The 17,130-nt window shown below is 45.5% G+C and carries 15 protein-coding genes; 3 read left to right on the top strand and 12 right to left on the bottom strand.

All coding sequences use genetic code 11. The features are described from left to right. Positions 1-306: 306 nt before the first annotated feature. From MHI01_RS19410 to MHI01_RS19400, 3 genes are all read right to left on the bottom strand, one after another. The gene (locus tag MHI01_RS19410; RefSeq protein ID WP_036611725.1) at positions 307-1,005 is read right to left on the bottom strand and encodes a response regulator transcription factor; all 699 of its coding nucleotides are present in this window, start codon (positions 1,003-1,005) and stop codon (positions 307-309) included. 4 nt (positions 1,006-1,009) lie between these two features. Next, positions 1,010-3,151 carry a sensor histidine kinase gene (locus MHI01_RS19405; RefSeq protein ID WP_340983876.1) on the bottom strand — a complete coding sequence of 714 codons (2,142 nt, stop codon included), beginning with the start codon at positions 3,149-3,151 and terminating at the stop codon, positions 1,010-1,012. A gap of 267 nt (positions 3,152-3,418) precedes the next feature. Further along, a complete protein-coding gene (locus MHI01_RS19400; RefSeq protein WP_340983875.1) occupies positions 3,419-3,991 on the bottom strand; it encodes a hypothetical protein in 573 nt (190 codons plus the stop codon). Between the two features lie 288 nt (positions 3,992-4,279). On the opposite strand from MHI01_RS19400, the gene MHI01_RS19395 reads away from it, so the two are divergent. Beyond that, the gene (locus MHI01_RS19395) at positions 4,280-5,140 is read left to right on the top strand and encodes a GNAT family N-acetyltransferase (protein ID WP_340983874.1); all 861 of its coding nucleotides are present in this window, start codon (positions 4,280-4,282) and stop codon (positions 5,138-5,140) included. A 49-nt stretch (positions 5,141-5,189) separates the two neighbouring features. Here the strand turns inward: MHI01_RS19395 and MHI01_RS19390 are convergent, their stop codons facing one another. From MHI01_RS19390 to MHI01_RS19375, 4 genes are all read right to left on the bottom strand, one after another. Then, positions 5,190-5,744: a hypothetical protein gene (locus tag MHI01_RS19390; RefSeq protein WP_340983873.1), complete on the bottom strand. Its 555-nt coding sequence runs from the start codon at positions 5,742-5,744 to the stop codon at positions 5,190-5,192. A 184-nt stretch (positions 5,745-5,928) separates the two neighbouring features. Then, positions 5,929-6,198, bottom strand: coding sequence for a CD3324 family protein (locus MHI01_RS19385; protein WP_076252047.1), 270 nt, complete (start codon positions 6,196-6,198; stop codon positions 5,929-5,931). A gap of 271 nt (positions 6,199-6,469) precedes the next feature. Continuing rightward, complete coding sequence (locus tag MHI01_RS19380; RefSeq protein WP_315372106.1) at positions 6,470-7,396, bottom strand: oxidoreductase; 927 nt, start codon at positions 7,394-7,396, stop codon at positions 6,470-6,472. A 60-nt stretch (positions 7,397-7,456) separates the two neighbouring features. Further along, positions 7,457-8,365, bottom strand: a complete 909-nt coding sequence (locus MHI01_RS19375) for a helix-turn-helix transcriptional regulator (protein WP_036671788.1) — start codon at positions 8,363-8,365, stop codon at positions 7,457-7,459. A 69-nt stretch (positions 8,366-8,434) separates the two neighbouring features. Here MHI01_RS19375 and MHI01_RS19370 point away from each other — a divergent pair, with 69 nt between their 5' ends. Beyond that, positions 8,435-9,001, top strand: a complete 567-nt coding sequence (locus MHI01_RS19370) for a dihydrofolate reductase family protein (protein ID WP_340983872.1) — start codon at positions 8,435-8,437, stop codon at positions 8,999-9,001. Positions 9,002-9,140: 139 nt separating this feature from the next. On the opposite strand, the gene MHI01_RS19365 is transcribed toward MHI01_RS19370, so the two are convergent. Next, complete coding sequence (locus tag MHI01_RS19365; protein WP_340983871.1) at positions 9,141-10,265, bottom strand: SGNH/GDSL hydrolase family protein; 1,125 nt, start codon at positions 10,263-10,265, stop codon at positions 9,141-9,143. 64 nt (positions 10,266-10,329) lie between these two features. Beyond that, positions 10,330-10,698: a DUF4180 domain-containing protein gene (locus MHI01_RS19360; RefSeq protein ID WP_036671793.1), complete on the bottom strand. Its 369-nt coding sequence runs from the start codon at positions 10,696-10,698 to the stop codon at positions 10,330-10,332. Between the two features lie 212 nt (positions 10,699-10,910). Between MHI01_RS19360 and MHI01_RS19355 the strand changes: the two genes are divergently transcribed. Next, on the top strand, positions 10,911-11,528 hold the full coding sequence (locus MHI01_RS19355; protein ID WP_036671794.1) for an NUDIX hydrolase: 618 nt from the start codon (positions 10,911-10,913) through the stop codon (positions 11,526-11,528). A gap of 108 nt (positions 11,529-11,636) precedes the next feature. Here the strand turns inward: MHI01_RS19355 and MHI01_RS19350 are convergent, their stop codons facing one another. The 3 genes from MHI01_RS19350 to MHI01_RS19340 all read right to left on the bottom strand — a co-directional run bounded on the left by MHI01_RS19350 (position 11,637) and on the right by MHI01_RS19340 (position 17,127). After that, positions 11,637-12,530, bottom strand: coding sequence for a response regulator (locus MHI01_RS19350; RefSeq protein ID WP_340983870.1), 894 nt, complete (start codon positions 12,528-12,530; stop codon positions 11,637-11,639). Next, positions 12,502-13,821 (bottom strand): ATP-binding protein, encoded by a 1,320-nt coding sequence (locus tag MHI01_RS19345; protein WP_340983869.1) that lies wholly within the window; start codon positions 13,819-13,821, stop codon positions 12,502-12,504. The genes MHI01_RS19350 and MHI01_RS19345 overlap by 29 nt, the downstream gene beginning before the upstream one ends. A gap of 168 nt (positions 13,822-13,989) precedes the next feature. Next, the gene (locus MHI01_RS19340) at positions 13,990-17,127 is read right to left on the bottom strand and encodes a hybrid sensor histidine kinase/response regulator (RefSeq protein ID WP_340983868.1); all 3,138 of its coding nucleotides are present in this window, start codon (positions 17,125-17,127) and stop codon (positions 13,990-13,992) included. Positions 17,128-17,130: the final 3 nt, after the last annotated feature.

Here is a 17,130-nt window from a genome sequence, read left to right as displayed (position 1 = left end):
AATAATCAGGTACAATTTGATGAAATATGTCGTTATATCGACCACAGTGATTTTATCATGATGGATTATCCTACTTGAGAAACCTAAAGAAAACTTTAAATCCGTGCGTATTGGATCGTTTAATTCTTCGGAGAGATGGCACATCATTTTGACGAGGATGGAAAAGCGCAGACTGGTGTTGAGGAATTCAATATCTTGAGTCGATTATGAAGCTAGTGGAAAAAACAAAAAATGGGCCAATAGCGTCAGGTACTGCTCCAACGCCATTTTCCCATTTATAATAGACTACCACCCTTACTGCTATATTCATGCTTGTGACGTACTGTTAGAAACCAGCATATATCCGCTCCCCCGAACCGTAATGATTCGCTCGGGGTCGGCAGGGTCAGACTCAATTTTTTTGCGTAAATTACTGATATGTACAGCAACCGTTCTTGTATCCTCCAGACTTTCCATTCCCCAGATGATTTGAAACAACGTATCAACACTGACGACACGATTTACGTTTTGTGCCATATAGGACAGCAGACTGAATTCTTTTTTCGATAAAGAGATAGGTATGCTCCCCATGTTGACGGACTGCGTGTAGAAATCCAGTGTCAAACCCGGTAACTCCAGCAGTTGTTCCCTTCTACCCGTCGACACTCTGCGAAGGTGAGCCTTGATCTTGGCCATGAGCACTCCCGGACTGAACGGTTTGGTCACATAATCGTCCCCGCCATAGGATAATGCGCTAATTTTTATTTCGTCTTCCTCTTGACTGCTCAGAAACACAATCGGCGCACTGGTGAGATTACGCGCATTCCTGCACCAGTCAATACCGTTTTCATTAGCCAGCAATATATCCAGTATAATTAAATCCGGCTCAAACGATGTAAGCAGCTCCATCGCTTCTGACCCGCTATGACTGCAGGTGGAGACAAATCCCTCCCTATCACAATACACCTGCACAATCTCGCATATATGAGGATCATCATCAACGATCATGATTTTGTGCGTGTCCATCTCATCACCCCTTTCCTTCAATCACCGTACAAGGAAACGTTACATAGAATGTCGCCCCCATCTTGCCGTCGCTCTCCGCTCGAACCATGCCTCCGTGCGCTTGTACGATTTCCCTGCAAATTGCAAGCCCCAGTCCACTGCCCTCTATGCCCATTCCCGGCCGATCATATCTGTAATTACGTTCGAAGATTTGCTCAAGCTGATCCGGAGGAATCCCCATGCCAGAATCCTGTATGCTAATGGTCGCATAGCGAGCATGATTCATCACTTCCACAACTAGTGCAATACGCACCAGCCCCCCGCTGGAGGTGAACTTCATGGCGTTGGATACTAGATTAAATAAGGCCTGTTCTATTCTTTTCGCATCCATCTCGACAACTGGCAAAATAGATCGTCTATCCTCGGTATCTCCGATATCCAGTATGAAGTCTAATCCTGCGTCTCGCACTACCAACTCATATTGTTCAAAAAAACCATGCAAGAAAGGAATCATCTGAATCGGCTCCATTCGGTACGAGACCTGTCCGGTCTCCAAATGCGACAAGAAGGACAACTCCTCGATCATACGGTTAATCCTTATCGTGTTCTCCCGGATGTACTTCAGATATTGCTCATTGCGTTCCGGCTTGACCCTGTCCTGTATAGCCTCTACATATCCAAGCATGCTGGACAACGGCATACGCAGATCATGCGTAATATAAGCAAGAAGCTTCTTCCTCCCTTGCTCGGAGTGAAGCAGTCGGTCATACGAGGTTTGGAGATCATCATGCACTGTAGATAAGGCCTGTGTTCGCTCCTGAACGGTCTGTTCCAGATTCATATTCATTTCAATCAGCTTGTCATTAACGTCCTGTAATTCACGTGTAATTCTCTCTTCGTTCGATGCCGTCCTCGTAGATCGCGAAGACAGCAGAATCAGCTGCGCGATCGTAAATATCAATAAGCCAAGCGGAGATGTATTTCCAACTAGCGACCATCCGTTAAAATACAAAAAATCGTTGACAACCGTGACCAAAGTAACCACCGACACCAGCAGGAAGATCAGCGCTCCCTCCATACGTCGCACAGCCGCCTGAACCAGCCCGATCATCAGATAAATCATATGTAGAACTACCATCACACCGATTACCAGCAAAAATTTTGTATATATAATTGCAGGGGTTACCACTACAAGGATACAGAATGCACCAGTTACGATCCGGGTGCCAAGACGAAACCATCGCGACACATAATTCGGAAAAATACAATCAAAATACATGGTGATGATATAACCGCTGAGGCAAAGAATCAGATATTCGATCTTGAACTGCAATTCCCAAGGAAAATGAGGCAACCATTGTGTAAAGATAAGCTCGCCGTTGAACAAGGATCGAATACCAAGCAGTACAGTAAACAGGCCAAAATATAACGGAGCTTTATCCTTACGTCGCAGCATGAACAACAGCAGATTATACAAACCGATCACTAGCAAACTTGCCGTGATGAACATATCCCTGGCAAGATTCAGATTGGTCTTGGTCGTTAGTACGTCACTGCCACCCAGCTCGATATTCTTGGTAACTCCGCCCCGATGATGTTGGAAGTTGGAGACTTGCATGACCAGCTCTAACGTGTCGCTTTCAGGCTGAAAATACACCAGCTTTGTTTCCAGTTGCGGGGTCATGCTGTGCTTGTCCTGACCAACCTCACCAACTTCTGCCAGCAGCTCGCCATTGACCCATAATTTGTACGCATTAAAAATGCTAGGCAGCCGCAGAGCAAGCATCTCATCTCGATCCTGTTCGCTTAGATGAACGACCAGTCCAAAGGTTGCATAGCCTGTACCGCTCAGCCGCTGACCTTCTAACGGGTAGCCCAGCCAGGAGCTTGGGATGTTAATCCAGTGGTCCTGATTTCCTTCCCTTGCCGAACGAACCCGCATATCCTCAGGCGACAGCAGTTCTTGCCAATAGAACGCCCACTTCCCTATTAATTTTTGCGGATTCGTACTAAGTTGAGCCTGCGTTAAATCCAGAATACCTTCTTCACTTTGGAGCCTAGGAGAGTCCGGCGAAGAGAGGACGACATAGCCTGTAACCAAACCAATAACAGCAGCAATGATATACAACCAAACCTTACGAGAACCGACTCGGAGAATCTCCCTCATGATGAACCCAACCCCATTCTACAAGAGCGCAATAAGTAAGTTGATCATCCAAATAATATCATCATTACAGGAGAATGTACCCTGCAAATTTCTAGGAAGCGACAAGAACAATCATCACGATGAAGCCCTTTTGACGACGCACGCTTAGCTGGACACACCCACAAAAAAGTACGCACTTTGAAGTGCGTACTTAATATGAAAGAGCTTATTCGTAATGGATAATTCGAGCACAATCTGTATGTGCCAGATTCACAGGTGACTCATGCATTATAGTGAATTATTAATGATTTCTGTGAAGGGCTTCATGTTGTACGTATCATCCTGAATGCGCCATTCTCCCTGATCCTGCAAAAAGGTGATATCGCCCGATAGCGGAATGGACTTGAACTCCTTGCCGTTCTCGTCTGTAAATTTCAGATCTAGCGTGTACTCCACCAGAATCCAGTCACTCTTGCTATCTTTGATCTTGGTTTGTATATTTTCAGGATGCAGCAGAGCCTTCTCTTTGTCTGCTACACGTAAAGGAATCTTGTTAAATCGCGCATCTATATTGGATTCGAAATTCCTTTCTGTCAAAAATGGTCTGATTACTTCTGCTCTAGCCAGCAGACCCTCCACAGTTAACGTATCTTCATAGTCCTTATAATCAACAGTCAGTTCGGTTGTTTTATAATCCAGCGACATTTCGAGGGCCTGCTGCTCATCTATGGCTGACGCCTTCTGATTGCTCACAATACTCGGCTGATTCGTCGCTGGTGGAATGGTCTCTTTAACGTTCTCGGCTGACTCAGATGGGGTGCACCCCATTATCATGACAGATGAAAGAAACAACGTACTCATCACATAAGCTAACTTACGCGAGGTGATCAACTCCTTTCTCGTCAGTATTACTCTCAATTATCCCTTCAATAGGATATAATGTCCAGTTATTGGGCGTATCTGAACAGACACCCAGTGAATTACATCCATTGGGTGTCATCTTCATCATAGGTTGTGTTATAGTCAACGTGAACTGATTTGGAGGAGATAATAATGATGATCAAAATTACAACTGGACCAACTCTCGAAGGATAGCGCCTGCGGGTCCAATAACTGCGTGTTTCCTTCAACAATGAAGGTGTGAAAGCTATGTCAACTTATCAAGTCGTTCCTATGATCTATGATTCCAAGGAACAGATTGATGCTATTATTTTACTCGAACAACAATGTAAGCAGCTTGATTCCATTCATCTGAAAGCTGACCTTGACCATATCAGTAAAAAAGACGGAGACCACGCGCTCCTCTGTTATCGCCAAGGTGATTTGGTAGGACTGCTCAGCTGGTATCCATCCGACGGCGTAAGGGGGAATATTAATGCCATCGTACACCCAGATTTTCGTCGCCAAGGTGTATTCAGCAGCCTACTGAACAGGGCCATCCTGGATATGAAACCACAGGGAATCAACCAACTCAGTTATCGCGTTCCTCAGGGCTTATCTCCGGGTGTTCATACTGCCCAATCCCTCGGAGCCATTTATGATCGTGCGGAGTACTCGATGCAACTTGTGAATGAGGTCCTTTCGGTTGTGGAGCCTCCTGAACTAACGTTGTCCTTGGCAGAAGCCGAGGATATGGAATTTATGGTCACTTGCTCCTCCCAAGCCTTTGGAGATTCGGAGGACTGGACACGCGAGTACTTTATGCAAACAAATGAACCCAGCCGAGTCACCTATATTGCATGGCAGAATCAACTGCCTGTTGGGCTGGTACGGGTCAACTCCATTAATGCAACAACCGCATTTATTCATAACTTCTGTATCTTGCCTGCTTATCAGGGACAGAAACTGGGGCGCACTGCGCTTAGCATCCTGGTTGATCTCCTAAGGAAACAAAGTTACACAGATATCCGCTTATCCGTTGTTACCGAGAACAAACGTGCTTTGAATCTGTACCGCAGTGTTGGTTTTGAAGTAAATTCTGAGTATCACTATTTCAACGGTAGTTTATAAAAGGCAGTAGAGAGAGATCGTTTTCCGCAAAGGGAGACGGTCTCTCTTTTTATATATTGGAGAATTGAAAAATCAATTTATAACCATCGAACGTTTGCCCGTACATCTCCCGATAGTTACCTTTGGTATAATTATTCACTGTTTTCCGCCAGAAAGATTGGCCAATCTTATTTTTCTCCGATGGATTGGTGAACAACTCCCAGTTTCCTATAAACATTCCGAAGATCGTCGATGCCGCGTATTCAGCAACGCCTATACCTCGAAACGGCTGCATCAGAAAGAAGTCATGTACAAAGAAATTCGTGCCTTGTGAACAATATGGCGGAGTAGCTATGAACGCAAACCCTGCCGGTATGCCATCCACAATCATGAGGAACGGATAAAGACACTCCGGTTTTTCCCACCAAATATTCTGTACATCATACTGATCCTGTAACGTTTTGTAATCAGGACTTGGCTCAAAAATGCCATGTTCGTTCGGGGTATGCTCTCCACCCAGACTATAATGTCCGGATAGATCATGAAGGTATAGCGGGTACATATTTTTAATCACATACGCCTCGTCTTTATTCGTTAATTTCACTTCTATATTCATATTATTCATATTCACCAGCCTTACCAGATGATTTAAGGAGTTAATTCATGAACTCTCACCGCATATCCTTGTACCGTCAAATGAATTGTACGCGTAATTAACAACCTCGAATATGTAAAAAAGCTTTAATAACTATTCTTTATTCTTACAGGAAAAAGCCACATTCGATTGCTCGAACATAGCTTCTATAGTTTCATCCCTTTTTGCAATACACAATTTTCTTGATGCTATCGATGGATAAGCAGTATTGGTCCGCAAGCTGATCGATGGTTGTCCCCGCAGCAAAAAGCTGGCGGATCTCGTCGTTCCGCTCCTGGACAACCCTTCTGCCACCCGAATTCTCGCCCCACTTCTTATGAGCATCCTTGGGCCTTGGAATATAGATCAGGCCTCCGGAGATATGACGCTGTATTTCTTTGAGTAATTCTTCCGGGAAGATTGTATCCGCATTAATATATTTCACGTTGCTCCACTCCTTAAAAGTTAAAATCTTTAAGGCAGCAGAGTCGTACGATGAACGCATTGGATATGCACTATAGTGATATGGCGGAAATGGATTTCACGCTCTATACAAACAACCGCCGTTGTTCATCGCATGGACTCTGCATAGAGCGGATCGTGAAACTTCTTATGAAACGAATCATGGTAGCCCCCCATTCAGTTAATCTTATTCGTGCTGAAGAACTTTTAACTGTCTATTCCATAATAAGGTTTACTTTCCTTAATAGCAAAATCTACACGTCGAATCTGTAATATACCCCTGTTAATTCTTCTGATACGCTCCATAGCTTGTTTGAAATGTTAGCGTCATATAATTTTTCGATGATCTTAGCGCTCTTGGGATAGCCCTTAGTGCCGCCCATACCGCTGGGAGCAATATACTCCCCTCCCGTGATCGTCGGATCTGCTGCAGCATATAAGGTAGGTAATGCCCCCATATGTGCCGGTTGACTAATGATTTTCAAAAGACTGCGCATGAATATATTGGTCTGTTTCCCCGAACCAAAGGAAAATAGATTGGTATGCGAAATCCCTGGATGAGCGGCGATACTCATGGAATCAATATGGGCGGAATTAAATTTATTCTGCAGCTCTCTCGCAAACATCAGATTGGCTAGCTTGCTTTGACTGTAGAACTTCATGGGATTATATCCTTTGGAGCCATCTAAATTATTAAAATCAATCGCACCATTATGAGCTGCCATACTACTTACAGTGACAACTCTCGATTTCGGAGTAGAGATCAATCGAGGCAATAGTAGACCCGTAAGCGCAAAATGGCCTAGATGATTACTACCAAACTGCAATTCAAAGCCATCTTTCGTCAACTGGAATGGAGGGTTCATAATTCCTGCATTATTAACGAGAATGGACAACGAATCGTATTGCTCAAGAAAAGCGGCTGCGAACTTACGGATACTAGCTAAATCGCTAAGGTCAAGCTGCATAACGATTACCTCTCCAGCTACATGCACAGACGACTTTATTTTATTAGCTGCCTTTTCACCTTTTTCCATATTACGAACTGCAATGATAACCTTTGCGCCTTTTTCAGCTAACGCTAATGCCGTTTCATACCCTAACCCGCCGTTCGAACCTGTCACAATCACTACTTTATCGGATACAGTCGGGATGATGTCTTTAGTCCAAACTTCGCTCATTTGTCTACACACCTTTCTTATCTCTTCCTTGATACCCTAATATCCAGCGTTTGAAAGCTCTTATCCCCCACCATACTGGCTTAAACTCCGTTCCAGCATCCCTCTAACCTGCTGCTGCAGTTCGAGCGGAGACACCACCTTCACTTCCGGCCCATAGGAGAGTAACTTTCGTGCTGTAAAAGAAAACTCTTCAGGCGGAATCAGTCCGCGCCACTCATGGCCTTCAACTGACTTGAACAACACATCTGACGCAGCAATCCTTGCTCCAAATTCCGTGAATTGCAGCACCACTTCTACGCTTGCTCTATCTTCTTTGGCAGCTAGCCATGCCTTTAGACTTGGAACAGATTTATCCACTGATTCCATAACAACCAACTGCTGCATGCGATCCACCCGATACAACAATACACGATCCTTATTCCGGGCTGGCATGTACCAATGTCCCTGCTCATAGTAGATGCCATAGGGAAAGACCTGTACTTTTTTAGGGCCACTGCGGGCATGATACATAAATTCGATTTCTCTCTTTTCTACCGCTGCACCCAATATTACTGTTGTTAAAGGCTCGGAATGCCCACCGGGGTGCTGGACAAAGGTGATATGCTCTCTCATTCGCATAATGAGATCCTGTACATCTTCGGGTAAAGTAGAGAAGTATTGCTCAGCCAGATGCTCACGCATTGATCCATATGGAAAATCCGGTACTTGCTGTAGATATTCCAGCATCATAAACAGCCCTAATGCCTCCTGCTGTGTCAGTTGAAGAGGTGGCAAAATCCGATTGGGCAACACCCGGTATCCTCCGTTCACGCCAACTTCTGTGTACAAAGGGAAACCCAGCGCCTGCAATGCATCCAGATCTCGCTGGATCGTACGAATCGATACGTCGAACCGTTCTGCCAATTCCCGGGCAGTGAACTTTTGTCTGGAATCCATCAGGCGCATGATCGCCAATTTCCGATGATTCATTTATTCAACATCCTAACTACGTCAACTTTTGTCATAGTTAAAGTGTATCATACATTTTAGAAGGGAGCGATGAACATGTCTGATAACAAAACAATTTTGTACATTGCTATGAGTTTGGATGGATATATCGCAAGACTGGACGGTTCGGTCGATTGGTTATTTGATGTGGAGGGTGATGGTGGAGACAACGGGTATGCTGCATTTTATAAAACAATCGGTAGCGTTGTTATGGGACGTTATACGTATGAAGAGGTGCTCACACTTTCCGAAGAATTTCCCTATGCGGATCGCCCAACGTATGTGCTTTCCCGCTCGGAACAGCCGCCCGCTCCGCATGTACAGTTTACAACTGAGACGGTAGATACGCTCATTCCCCGATTAAAGCAGACTTCTGATGGAGACGTGTGGATTGTGGGTGGCGGCATATTGGTTCAAGCTGTGTTAGCAAAAAAATTACTGGACGAGATTGAAGTCGCCATCATTCCCAAAATTCTTGGTGAAGGCATTCCTTTATTCCCGACAGGCACTGTGCCAAGTCAATTTAAAATGCTCCGAACCCAGACGCTCGGACAGATCATTTCGATTCGTTATGAGGTACAGAACACCAGCACAGCGGATACACCCTCGAATATCTAGATGAGTAGAAAAGGGAAAGACCATTCTTGTGATAAATGGACACCATAAAGTTAGACACCATCTAACCATTGGGGTACCCGTTCATGAAAGAGTGGTCTTTCCATTACCATGTATCAAGTATCAAGTATCAAGTATCAAGTTATCCTATCATTCCTCGTATATATTCCGCTAACACCTCTGCCGTCCTACGGTGAGATAACTCGCCTGGATGGGTGCGCGCACCTACCGTCTCTTCGGTTGTATCAGGAAGCTGGATGATTGAGACCTTACGATCTCCTGCCCCCTTTGTATACGTATCAACCGCGCGGTAGATGGCAGGCATCATAGGAAAACCCAGCATGCCATAAGCCCATACGAGATGTGCCGCCGGATTGTTTTTCCGAAGTTTGAACAGGAACTGTTCCACCGCTTTCTCAAAAGTAGCCAGATCCTCTTCATGATAAGTACCATCTTCATTCAAACGCTGCTTGTACACCTTGCCCGTTTCGGGGGCTTTCCACTCCGGTGACTGAAATGCACCCCCATCATTGCTACCCAGATTCACGACTACCACATCCGGCTGCCAGGAACTAAAATCATGCTGATCTCCTGCGCCTAGCGCATCGTTACGTTCACCAGTAAGTAAGCCACAGACCTGTTCGTAATACTCGGGGATGTTCCCCTTTGGATTGTTATCCCAACTTGTCAGCACACCCCAGCCACTTTGCGAGATGACCCGATACTCCGCATTCAATGCCTCTGCTGTCATAAACGTATAATTATGTATGGCGCTGAACCACATCGGAATCCAATCTTCCTCCGCTTTCGCTCCAATCGCACCTTCGCCAGATGTAATACTGTCACCAATGAACTCGATCTTGTACGGTTTTTCCTGCACAGGCAGGAACGCTCCATCGGATTTCAACGCATGAATCTGCAAGGCACAACCCGGGTCACCACTCATCGCTTGAACATCTTTGACGATCCGTACATTCTTCACAACATCTGCGTTCATACCTCGGAATACACAGACCCAGTACCTTCCCGCCGTTAACATCTGTCTGCTCACCGGAACACCATTGATCAGAATGCTGATCCATGACTCATACATGTCATACTGCGACTCTACTTCAACCCATAGTTCGGAGCCCTGTACATTGAGTTCAACTGCACTCCCCGTCCAAAATAACGTCAACGGCGATCGCTCTCCAGTTGTTCTGCCATGCACTTTAAGATTTCCGATCTCAGGCAGAGCATATACCTTTAAATTCTCATTAGATATCACGGTGCAAACCTCCTACGTTTGGCTCAGATTATAAGCAGGCTCTCTACATGCCTCGGTTGTACGCTTAACTGATATTATGCAACTTTTGAAGCGCTTCATCTTTGTTTTTCAAAAAGAAAACATGCTTGCCATTGTTACACTCATAGATGAAATCTCTCAGGCTCTTGCTGTTATGTCCTTCGAAATCTCCCACAATAGCAAGCTTAACATGATAGTTCACGTACTTCTGCAAAATCTCACCTGCAAGCTTGGTTTTCAGTTCGAAGAACTCTTCCGTGATGTTCGATTTGTCGATAATGAGCTTATCGGCATCATCGCTATACCTTACCGAAGCCATCAAATCCAGTGCATCTTGAGCATTGTTGATGACGATACCATCACTTTCAATAATGGCGACCTTGGAATTGCCTTGCTGATCAATGGTTATGTTCAATTCACTTTCTCCTCCTCTGGACATCGTTTCTTTATAATATCTCGCAGTTTTATAATAAAAAGCAATAATCGTAAAGTGCGTTCAATCATTAGCGTGATTCCCTAACCTCGAGTTGTCCTTTCTTAGTAGTTATAGACTGTAATTCATATGATATAATGGGGTTATTTCCTAACTAAACTAAATCTCGTGACTTGCGAAGAAAAGAGGTGTCCATGGACACAAAGTGGCTAGAATGGGCAAAACAGATTCAAGCTATCTCACAAACAGGTTTAACCTATGCCAAGGATGTTTATGATATCGAGCGATATGAGGAATTGAGGCGCATTAGTATTGATATCTTAAGTAACTATACTTCTGTTAACAAAGAGAAAATATCACTTACATTTGCAAGTGATTCAGGTTACGCAACGCCTAAAGTCGATATTCGCGGTGTTGTTTTCAGGGAAAACAAAGTGCTTTTGGTTCGAGAGAAAATAGATGGCGCATGGGCATTACCAGGGGGATGGAGTGACATCGGCCTATCACCATCAGAAGTAGCTGTGAAAGAAATTAAAGAAGAATCCGGTTTTGATGTTGTGCCGATGCGGTTGTTAGCGGTATTGGACAAAAAATTCCATGGACACCCACCTGAGCCTTATCACGTATATAAGATGTTTATCCGCTGTGACATTGTGGGAGGGCATGCGGAAACAGGTGTAGAAACCAGCGCAGTTGATTTTTTTGCTATCGACGCTTTACCTGAATTATCATTGGAAAGAAATACGCTGGAACAAATTAAAATCATGTTCGAATTTCTTGAACAGCCAGATAAAGAAGTCATTATGGATTAAAATAATAACCCCTTCAGCTTGCCCGTCTTTGGTGAAGTGACCTCGACACCGCCGATGGTCACCTTCCCGGGTTTTCATATCCTCCAACAGACAGAGGCATATGATGCCTCAGTTATTCATCTTTTCAAGCGTCTCCATATAGAACACATGCAGGAACTTTTTGATATTAACCTTGCCTTTGTCTCCTGCCTGATCTTTTTCTATGGCTCTCATCTTCATTCGGACATCCCGGAAGTCAAAGTAAAGGGGCGCACAATGCTCAAACTTGTGGTTGCTATAATCGGTGAGTCCAATCGAGGCCATGTTTGTTAACGCGGCAATTACCGTTCTGCGAATGCGCTGTTCCATCGCCTTGCTCTCTTTCTCCACATCCTTGGGCGTAGACTTGTACGTCTGGGCCACCGCTTCATAGGACTCCTTCAGTGGCGGCCACTCCGCGACCTGCTTCTGATCAATCGCATACTCCATAAGGGCAACAATGTCCTTGCTACCACTTTCTCCGATGATCCCCAGATCCATTAGAATGCTTCGTGCCGCATCGCGCACCGTACGACCTTGGGCAGGGGCCGGCGCTTCCACCAGATTCAATCGAGCCATCGACTGCTTGATCTCCAGCACGTAACGTTCGTACTTCCACTGGTCATTCACTTTGCTGAGCACATGCTCCACTTCCACCCGATTAATCGGTTTATGAATAAAGAATTCAATGCCGTTTTGGTAGGCCGCCCCTACCATCTCCTTGTTCTCCACCTGAGAGATCATAATGAATTTCCCGGTATATCCGCTCTGCCTCAGTTTCGCTACGGTCTCAATTCCGTCCTGATCCGGCATCAGCAGATCAATCAACACCACATCAGGACGCAGATCCATGATCATCCGTGCGCCTTCTATACCGCCCTCAGCCATGCCCGCAAGCTCACCGATACCACAGGATTCAATGATATCATGTAGCATGCTACGACTCACCACATCATCATCCACGATCATGATAGAAAGTGTCATCGACATCGGCCCCCTTTATTAAATTCATCTTGGGAATAGCTATACGAAATGTAGTCCCTCTCGCTCCCAGAGGCGCCGATTCCACTGTGATCTGTCCCGCCAACGACTGAACGATATCACGTACATGGGACAAGCCAATGCCCGTCGCAGCAATGCCAACTTCATTGAACTTTGTTGTATAGCCTGGTTCAAAAATAACATCCCGTTTGGCTTCAGGTACGCCTTTTCCAGAATCCATCACAACGAAATGCACGTTTTCTTCCTGCTCATATATACGAATTCGAATCGTCCCATCATGCTCAATCGCCTCTACCGCATTGGCAATCAGGTTATTCATTACCGTGAGAAGAGGAATGTAATACGGAGACTCACAATTATACTGTTGCTCAATATCGATCTCGACCTGCTTATGCAACATCTCGCTATATTTTCGGTTTGCTTTGCTGGCAAAGTTCAGCACTTCAGACAGGCTCATGTTGACCGCTTTTTCATTATCATACAGCTTCAGCAGACCCGCCAGAATGCGTTGTGAATCCTTCTTTACTTCATGAATCTGCTGAGCGATGCCCAGCGTGCGCTGACTGTATTGGTTCATGTCCTGCTCCCGGAGATCGCGATATAGATCATAGCTGTCAGCTGTAATACCTTCGATCGTATTCATCGCTTTCTTCAGGTAAAAGACCTCGCCATACAGACCCGAGTTCACACTCAGCATCTGCTCCATCCGCTTCTCCTGCTCTGCATGTAAGAGCCGCATCTGCCTCACCGCAATGCTGTTATATAGCCCAATCACAAAGTAACTTCGCAGACCACCTACCACAAGCAGATACAACCATTCCTTCATATAAAAGATATTGGTCCCGCTTAACATTCCGCGAAAAAGCAGTTCAACAAGATTAGAGGAGAAATCGATACATGTGATTAACCCGCCGAGCAGAAGAGGCTGCATCTCATGGAATCGATGCTTGAACATGCTAAGCCCATAGGCAAAGACCACATAATACACACCTGCCCCCAGATTGTCCCGCATGCTTTCCAGTATAGACACCGTCTGTACATGATTGATGAGATCTACCGACTGGAACAGCAAATTCGCGATGCCTGTCAGGATTCCTGTCTTCACATAAGACAAGTGTGGCATGATCATCAGCAGAAATAAAAGGATGCTAACCCCCAGCCCGATTCGGAAGTAATCTTCCCGGAACGGATTTATCTTGAATTGCGCCCCTACCGCAGTGGTAAAGGCAATGGCCGTCATCTGCACATTCTCATTTTTGACCCAATTGCGCATCGATCTCTTCACCCACTATAACAACGTTTAGCGCCCAATGCCGAAACCCGCGCTTCTAATGTTAAATATACTAACATATGAAAGAAGCATTAGAAATAATTAAAATCAGGGAATGAACACGCAAGCAAAACAAAAAGGCCGGAAGTCTTCACTTCTGCGGCCTTTTCCTTATATCTCATCCGGAATATCAAATGATACCATCGTTCCCTCACCCGGCTCACTTACGATCGATAATCCCTGACCATAACGTTGCAGCAATCTGCGGTTTGTATTCACAATGCCTATTCCGCCTTTTCCACCTGGCGTAGCATGTAGCAGTTCTGCAACCTTCTCCGGTTCGATGCCTTTGCCATTATCCTTCACCTCAATACGGGTATAACCCTCATGACGAGTAATGGATAGGCATAACGTACCGCCTACATTGCGGCTTAATAGTCCGTGTCTGACGGCATTTTCAATCAAAGGCTGAATGGATAGCGGCGGGAGAAGCAACGGAAGGTCCGGCTCTACGTTTAATACCACCGACAATCGATCTTCAAATCGTGTTTTTTCAATAAAAAGATAGGCTTCAACGAGTTCCAGCTCATATGATAATTTCACCAGTTCCCCTGTGTTGAGATAGTTGAAGCTGATCCGTAAATAAGATGAAAAAGCATCGCCAAGCTTCCGCATATGCTCTGTATCAATATCACTTAAAACCATAAGTGAATTCAACGTATTGAATAGGAAGTGAGGCTGAATCTGAGCCTGTAAATACGCGGCCTCCATGCGCAGGCGCTCTTGGATAGACTGATTTAGCATGGTCAATGCACGTATCCGATATTTCAGTTCCACCGCATCTACAGGCTTCGTGACATAATCATTGGCGCCCGATGCAAACCCCGTGTAGATATCTGGTGGCTGACTTCGTGCCGTCAACAGCAGCACAGGAAGCTCAGACATCGAGAATTGTTCCCTCACCTTCTGGGTTAACTCATATCCGGACATATTAGGCATCATCACATCTGTAATGAGCAGATCCCACTGACGTGTGCCGAGCAATTCCATCGCTTCCTGACCCGAACCTGCTGTAGTTATATCATATGGTTCCGTCGAAAGGATGCTGACCAACACATCCAGATTCACCGGATCATCATCCACAGCCAGAATGGTAGCTCTTCCCTCTTTTAACAACGGAGCCATCTCTGCTGTCGCCAAGGCTTCCGCGTCCCCCATACCTTGGCGGGGTAACAGGAATCCGCTAGGTGCATCTTCCATCATCTCCGCGGCCTGTTCCCAAATTAGAGGTAGCTGCGACTGAGCCTGATCGGCGGCTTCATCCGCGAGTGGTAGATCGAAGCTGAATACCGAGCCCTTTCCGAGTTCCGAGTGAACCGTAAGTGCCCCGCCGTGCAGTTCTACGAGCTCTTTGCAGATGTTCAGTCCAAGCCCGATGCCTTGTCCATCACTGATTCCATACGACCCTTGTTCATACGGGAGGAAAATGCGCATCCGTGTATCCTCATCCATGCCAATGCCTGTATCCGTCACATGAATCAGAGCATGTCCTTCACGAATTTCGGCACTTACGGATATCGTTCCTTCCTCTGTATGTTTAAGCGCGTTATGCAGTAGATTATACAAAATCTGAACAAGCCTTTCTTCATCAGCCATGACCTGAGGGAACGATTCTGGAATCTCCATATGAAGGCAAACCGGTTTTCGTTCTGCCATGAATTGCAGCATGGCGATAACGCCAGGCACAACCGACTGTATGGAAAGAGGCCCCTGACGTAACTCAATGCGGTGCTCCTTCAGCCGGACTACATCCAGTAGATCACCAAGGAGATGTGACATCCGTCGACCGATCGTAATCAGCAACTCCATATCCTCCAGGCTCCGTTCATCCAACCGGTTTTTCTCTCGGGTGATCACGTTGTGAGCGATGTTAATGATCCCGTGCAACGGGGTCCGCAGTTCATGTGATGTATTCGCCAAGAATTGATCTTTAATTTTGTCGCCCTTCTGCAGTTCTGTGTTCAGCTTCATATTCTCCCTGACATTCCTGAAGTATTTCTTGAACCAATAGGCGGAGAAGCCGGTAATCGCAAAGATAATGTCAATGGGATAATAGACTGTTGTCACATCTTTGGCTGTCTCGACCACACTCCATATCAGGTTGGATATAATGCCTCCTGCAGTAAGCAGCAGAAAAACAATATCCCGGTCCGCCTGTTTCCTGAAGATCATCGTTCCGACGATGTATAGAAACCAGATCATGGATACAAGAAAGAATAGGTTAATGACGTTGTAATGGATCATGGCATAGGTAATATGAATGGGCACCACCACAATCACGGCCGTATAGATCAAGGTCATGACAACATGCCACTGTAGCCATGCCTTTCGTACATGAACCATCGTTAATCTCTGGAATAACAGAAGGATACAAGCATTTTGCAGCAACAATGAGATCAATCGAATTTTAATGCCCCAGGTATAATTAATAGGAAGCCATAACATCAATATATTATCATGACCCATCGTAACCGTGATGCCAACAGATAAAGTTAATACGGCTCCAACCAGCAAGGAACGTTCCTGTCGATTAAATGCGTAAAGAATACAGGCATACATGCCGTGGAGGAGCAGAACCAGAAAGGTGAGCATCTGAAAACCAATGGAATACCAACGCGAAAAATCAACGGCTGCCTGTGAACCAAAGCGAACAGGTTTGCTAATTCCGCCCATATACGGGCTATCGTAATTGGCTACACGAACCAATAGTTCAATGGAGGTTGTTCCTTCCTGATCATAGGTCGCTGTATATGAAGTGCTTCGGGGTATATATGTACTGCTATCCGCGGAGACCTCACCCATACCCCCGTCCGCGTCTCCATTCAACTCGATCTCGGATGAACTTCGGATTCCCTTGAACCAGAAGATTACCGGCGTCTGAAGTGGATCTGTCAAAATGCGCAATCGATATGTTCCGTAACCGTACGAACTCTCTTGTTCCTGATTCTGTGCACTCCCCCAGTCTCCTGGGACCTGAACACTCTTCGCACCGCCATTCTTCTTCGCAATATCTTGTTGGGTCAGCAACTCATCCGGGTAAAGTTCCCATTCCCCATTCAAGTACATGACAGGGGACTGATCCAGATCCACATCTCTCAAATCAAGCACCCCGTTAACGGCGCGATGCTCATCTACTGTGTGGAATAGCTCCGACCATACCGAGCGCATGCCAATTAACACTCCAAAAATGATTAGCATGATGATCAAATATTTGTAACGGTCCATACGTTTCGTTTGAAGTAATTTCATTAA

This window comes from Paenibacillus sp. FSL M7-0656 (assembly GCF_038003225.1).
GTDB lineage: Bacteria > Bacillota > Bacilli > Paenibacillales > Paenibacillaceae > Paenibacillus > Paenibacillus amylolyticus.
The sequence above is the reverse complement of the archived record's forward strand: the minus strand, read 5'-3'. Positions and strand labels throughout refer to the sequence as shown.

What these genes read in the sequence shown, in the direction of transcription:
- MHI01_RS19380 (WP_315372106.1), bottom strand. Translation starts at nt 7,396, where the DNA reads ATGAGCGAAGTTTGGACTAAAGACATCATCCCGACTGTATCCGATAAA.
- MHI01_RS19375 (WP_036671788.1), bottom strand. Translation starts at nt 8,365, where the DNA reads ATGAATCATCGGAAATTGGCGATCATGCGCCTGATGGATTCCAGACAA.
- MHI01_RS19350 (WP_340983870.1), bottom strand. Translation starts at nt 12,530, where the DNA reads ATGACACTTTCTATCATGATCGTGGATGATGATGTGGTGAGTCGTAGC.
- MHI01_RS19345 (WP_340983869.1), bottom strand. Translation starts at nt 13,821, where the DNA reads ATGCGCAATTGGGTCAAAAATGAGAATGTGCAGATGACGGCCATTGCC.
- MHI01_RS19410 (WP_036611725.1), bottom strand. Translation starts at nt 1,005, where the DNA reads ATGGACACGCACAAAATCATGATCGTTGATGATGATCCTCATATATGC.
- MHI01_RS19355 (WP_036671794.1), top strand. Translation starts at nt 10,911, where the DNA reads ATGGACACAAAGTGGCTAGAATGGGCAAAACAGATTCAAGCTATCTCA.
- MHI01_RS19395 (WP_340983874.1), top strand. Translation starts at nt 4,280, where the DNA reads ATGTCAACTTATCAAGTCGTTCCTATGATCTATGATTCCAAGGAACAG.
- MHI01_RS19405 (WP_340983876.1), bottom strand. Translation starts at nt 3,151, where the DNA reads ATGAGGGAGATTCTCCGAGTCGGTTCTCGTAAGGTTTGGTTGTATATC.
- MHI01_RS19370 (WP_340983872.1), top strand. Translation starts at nt 8,435, where the DNA reads ATGAACATGTCTGATAACAAAACAATTTTGTACATTGCTATGAGTTTG.
- MHI01_RS19390 (WP_340983873.1), bottom strand. Translation starts at nt 5,744, where the DNA reads ATGAATAATATGAATATAGAAGTGAAATTAACGAATAAAGACGAGGCG.
- MHI01_RS19340 (WP_340983868.1), bottom strand. Translation starts at nt 17,127, where the DNA reads ATGAAATTACTTCAAACGAAACGTATGGACCGTTACAAATATTTGATC.
- MHI01_RS19400 (WP_340983875.1), bottom strand. Translation starts at nt 3,991, where the DNA reads ATGAGTACGTTGTTTCTTTCATCTGTCATGATAATGGGGTGCACCCCA.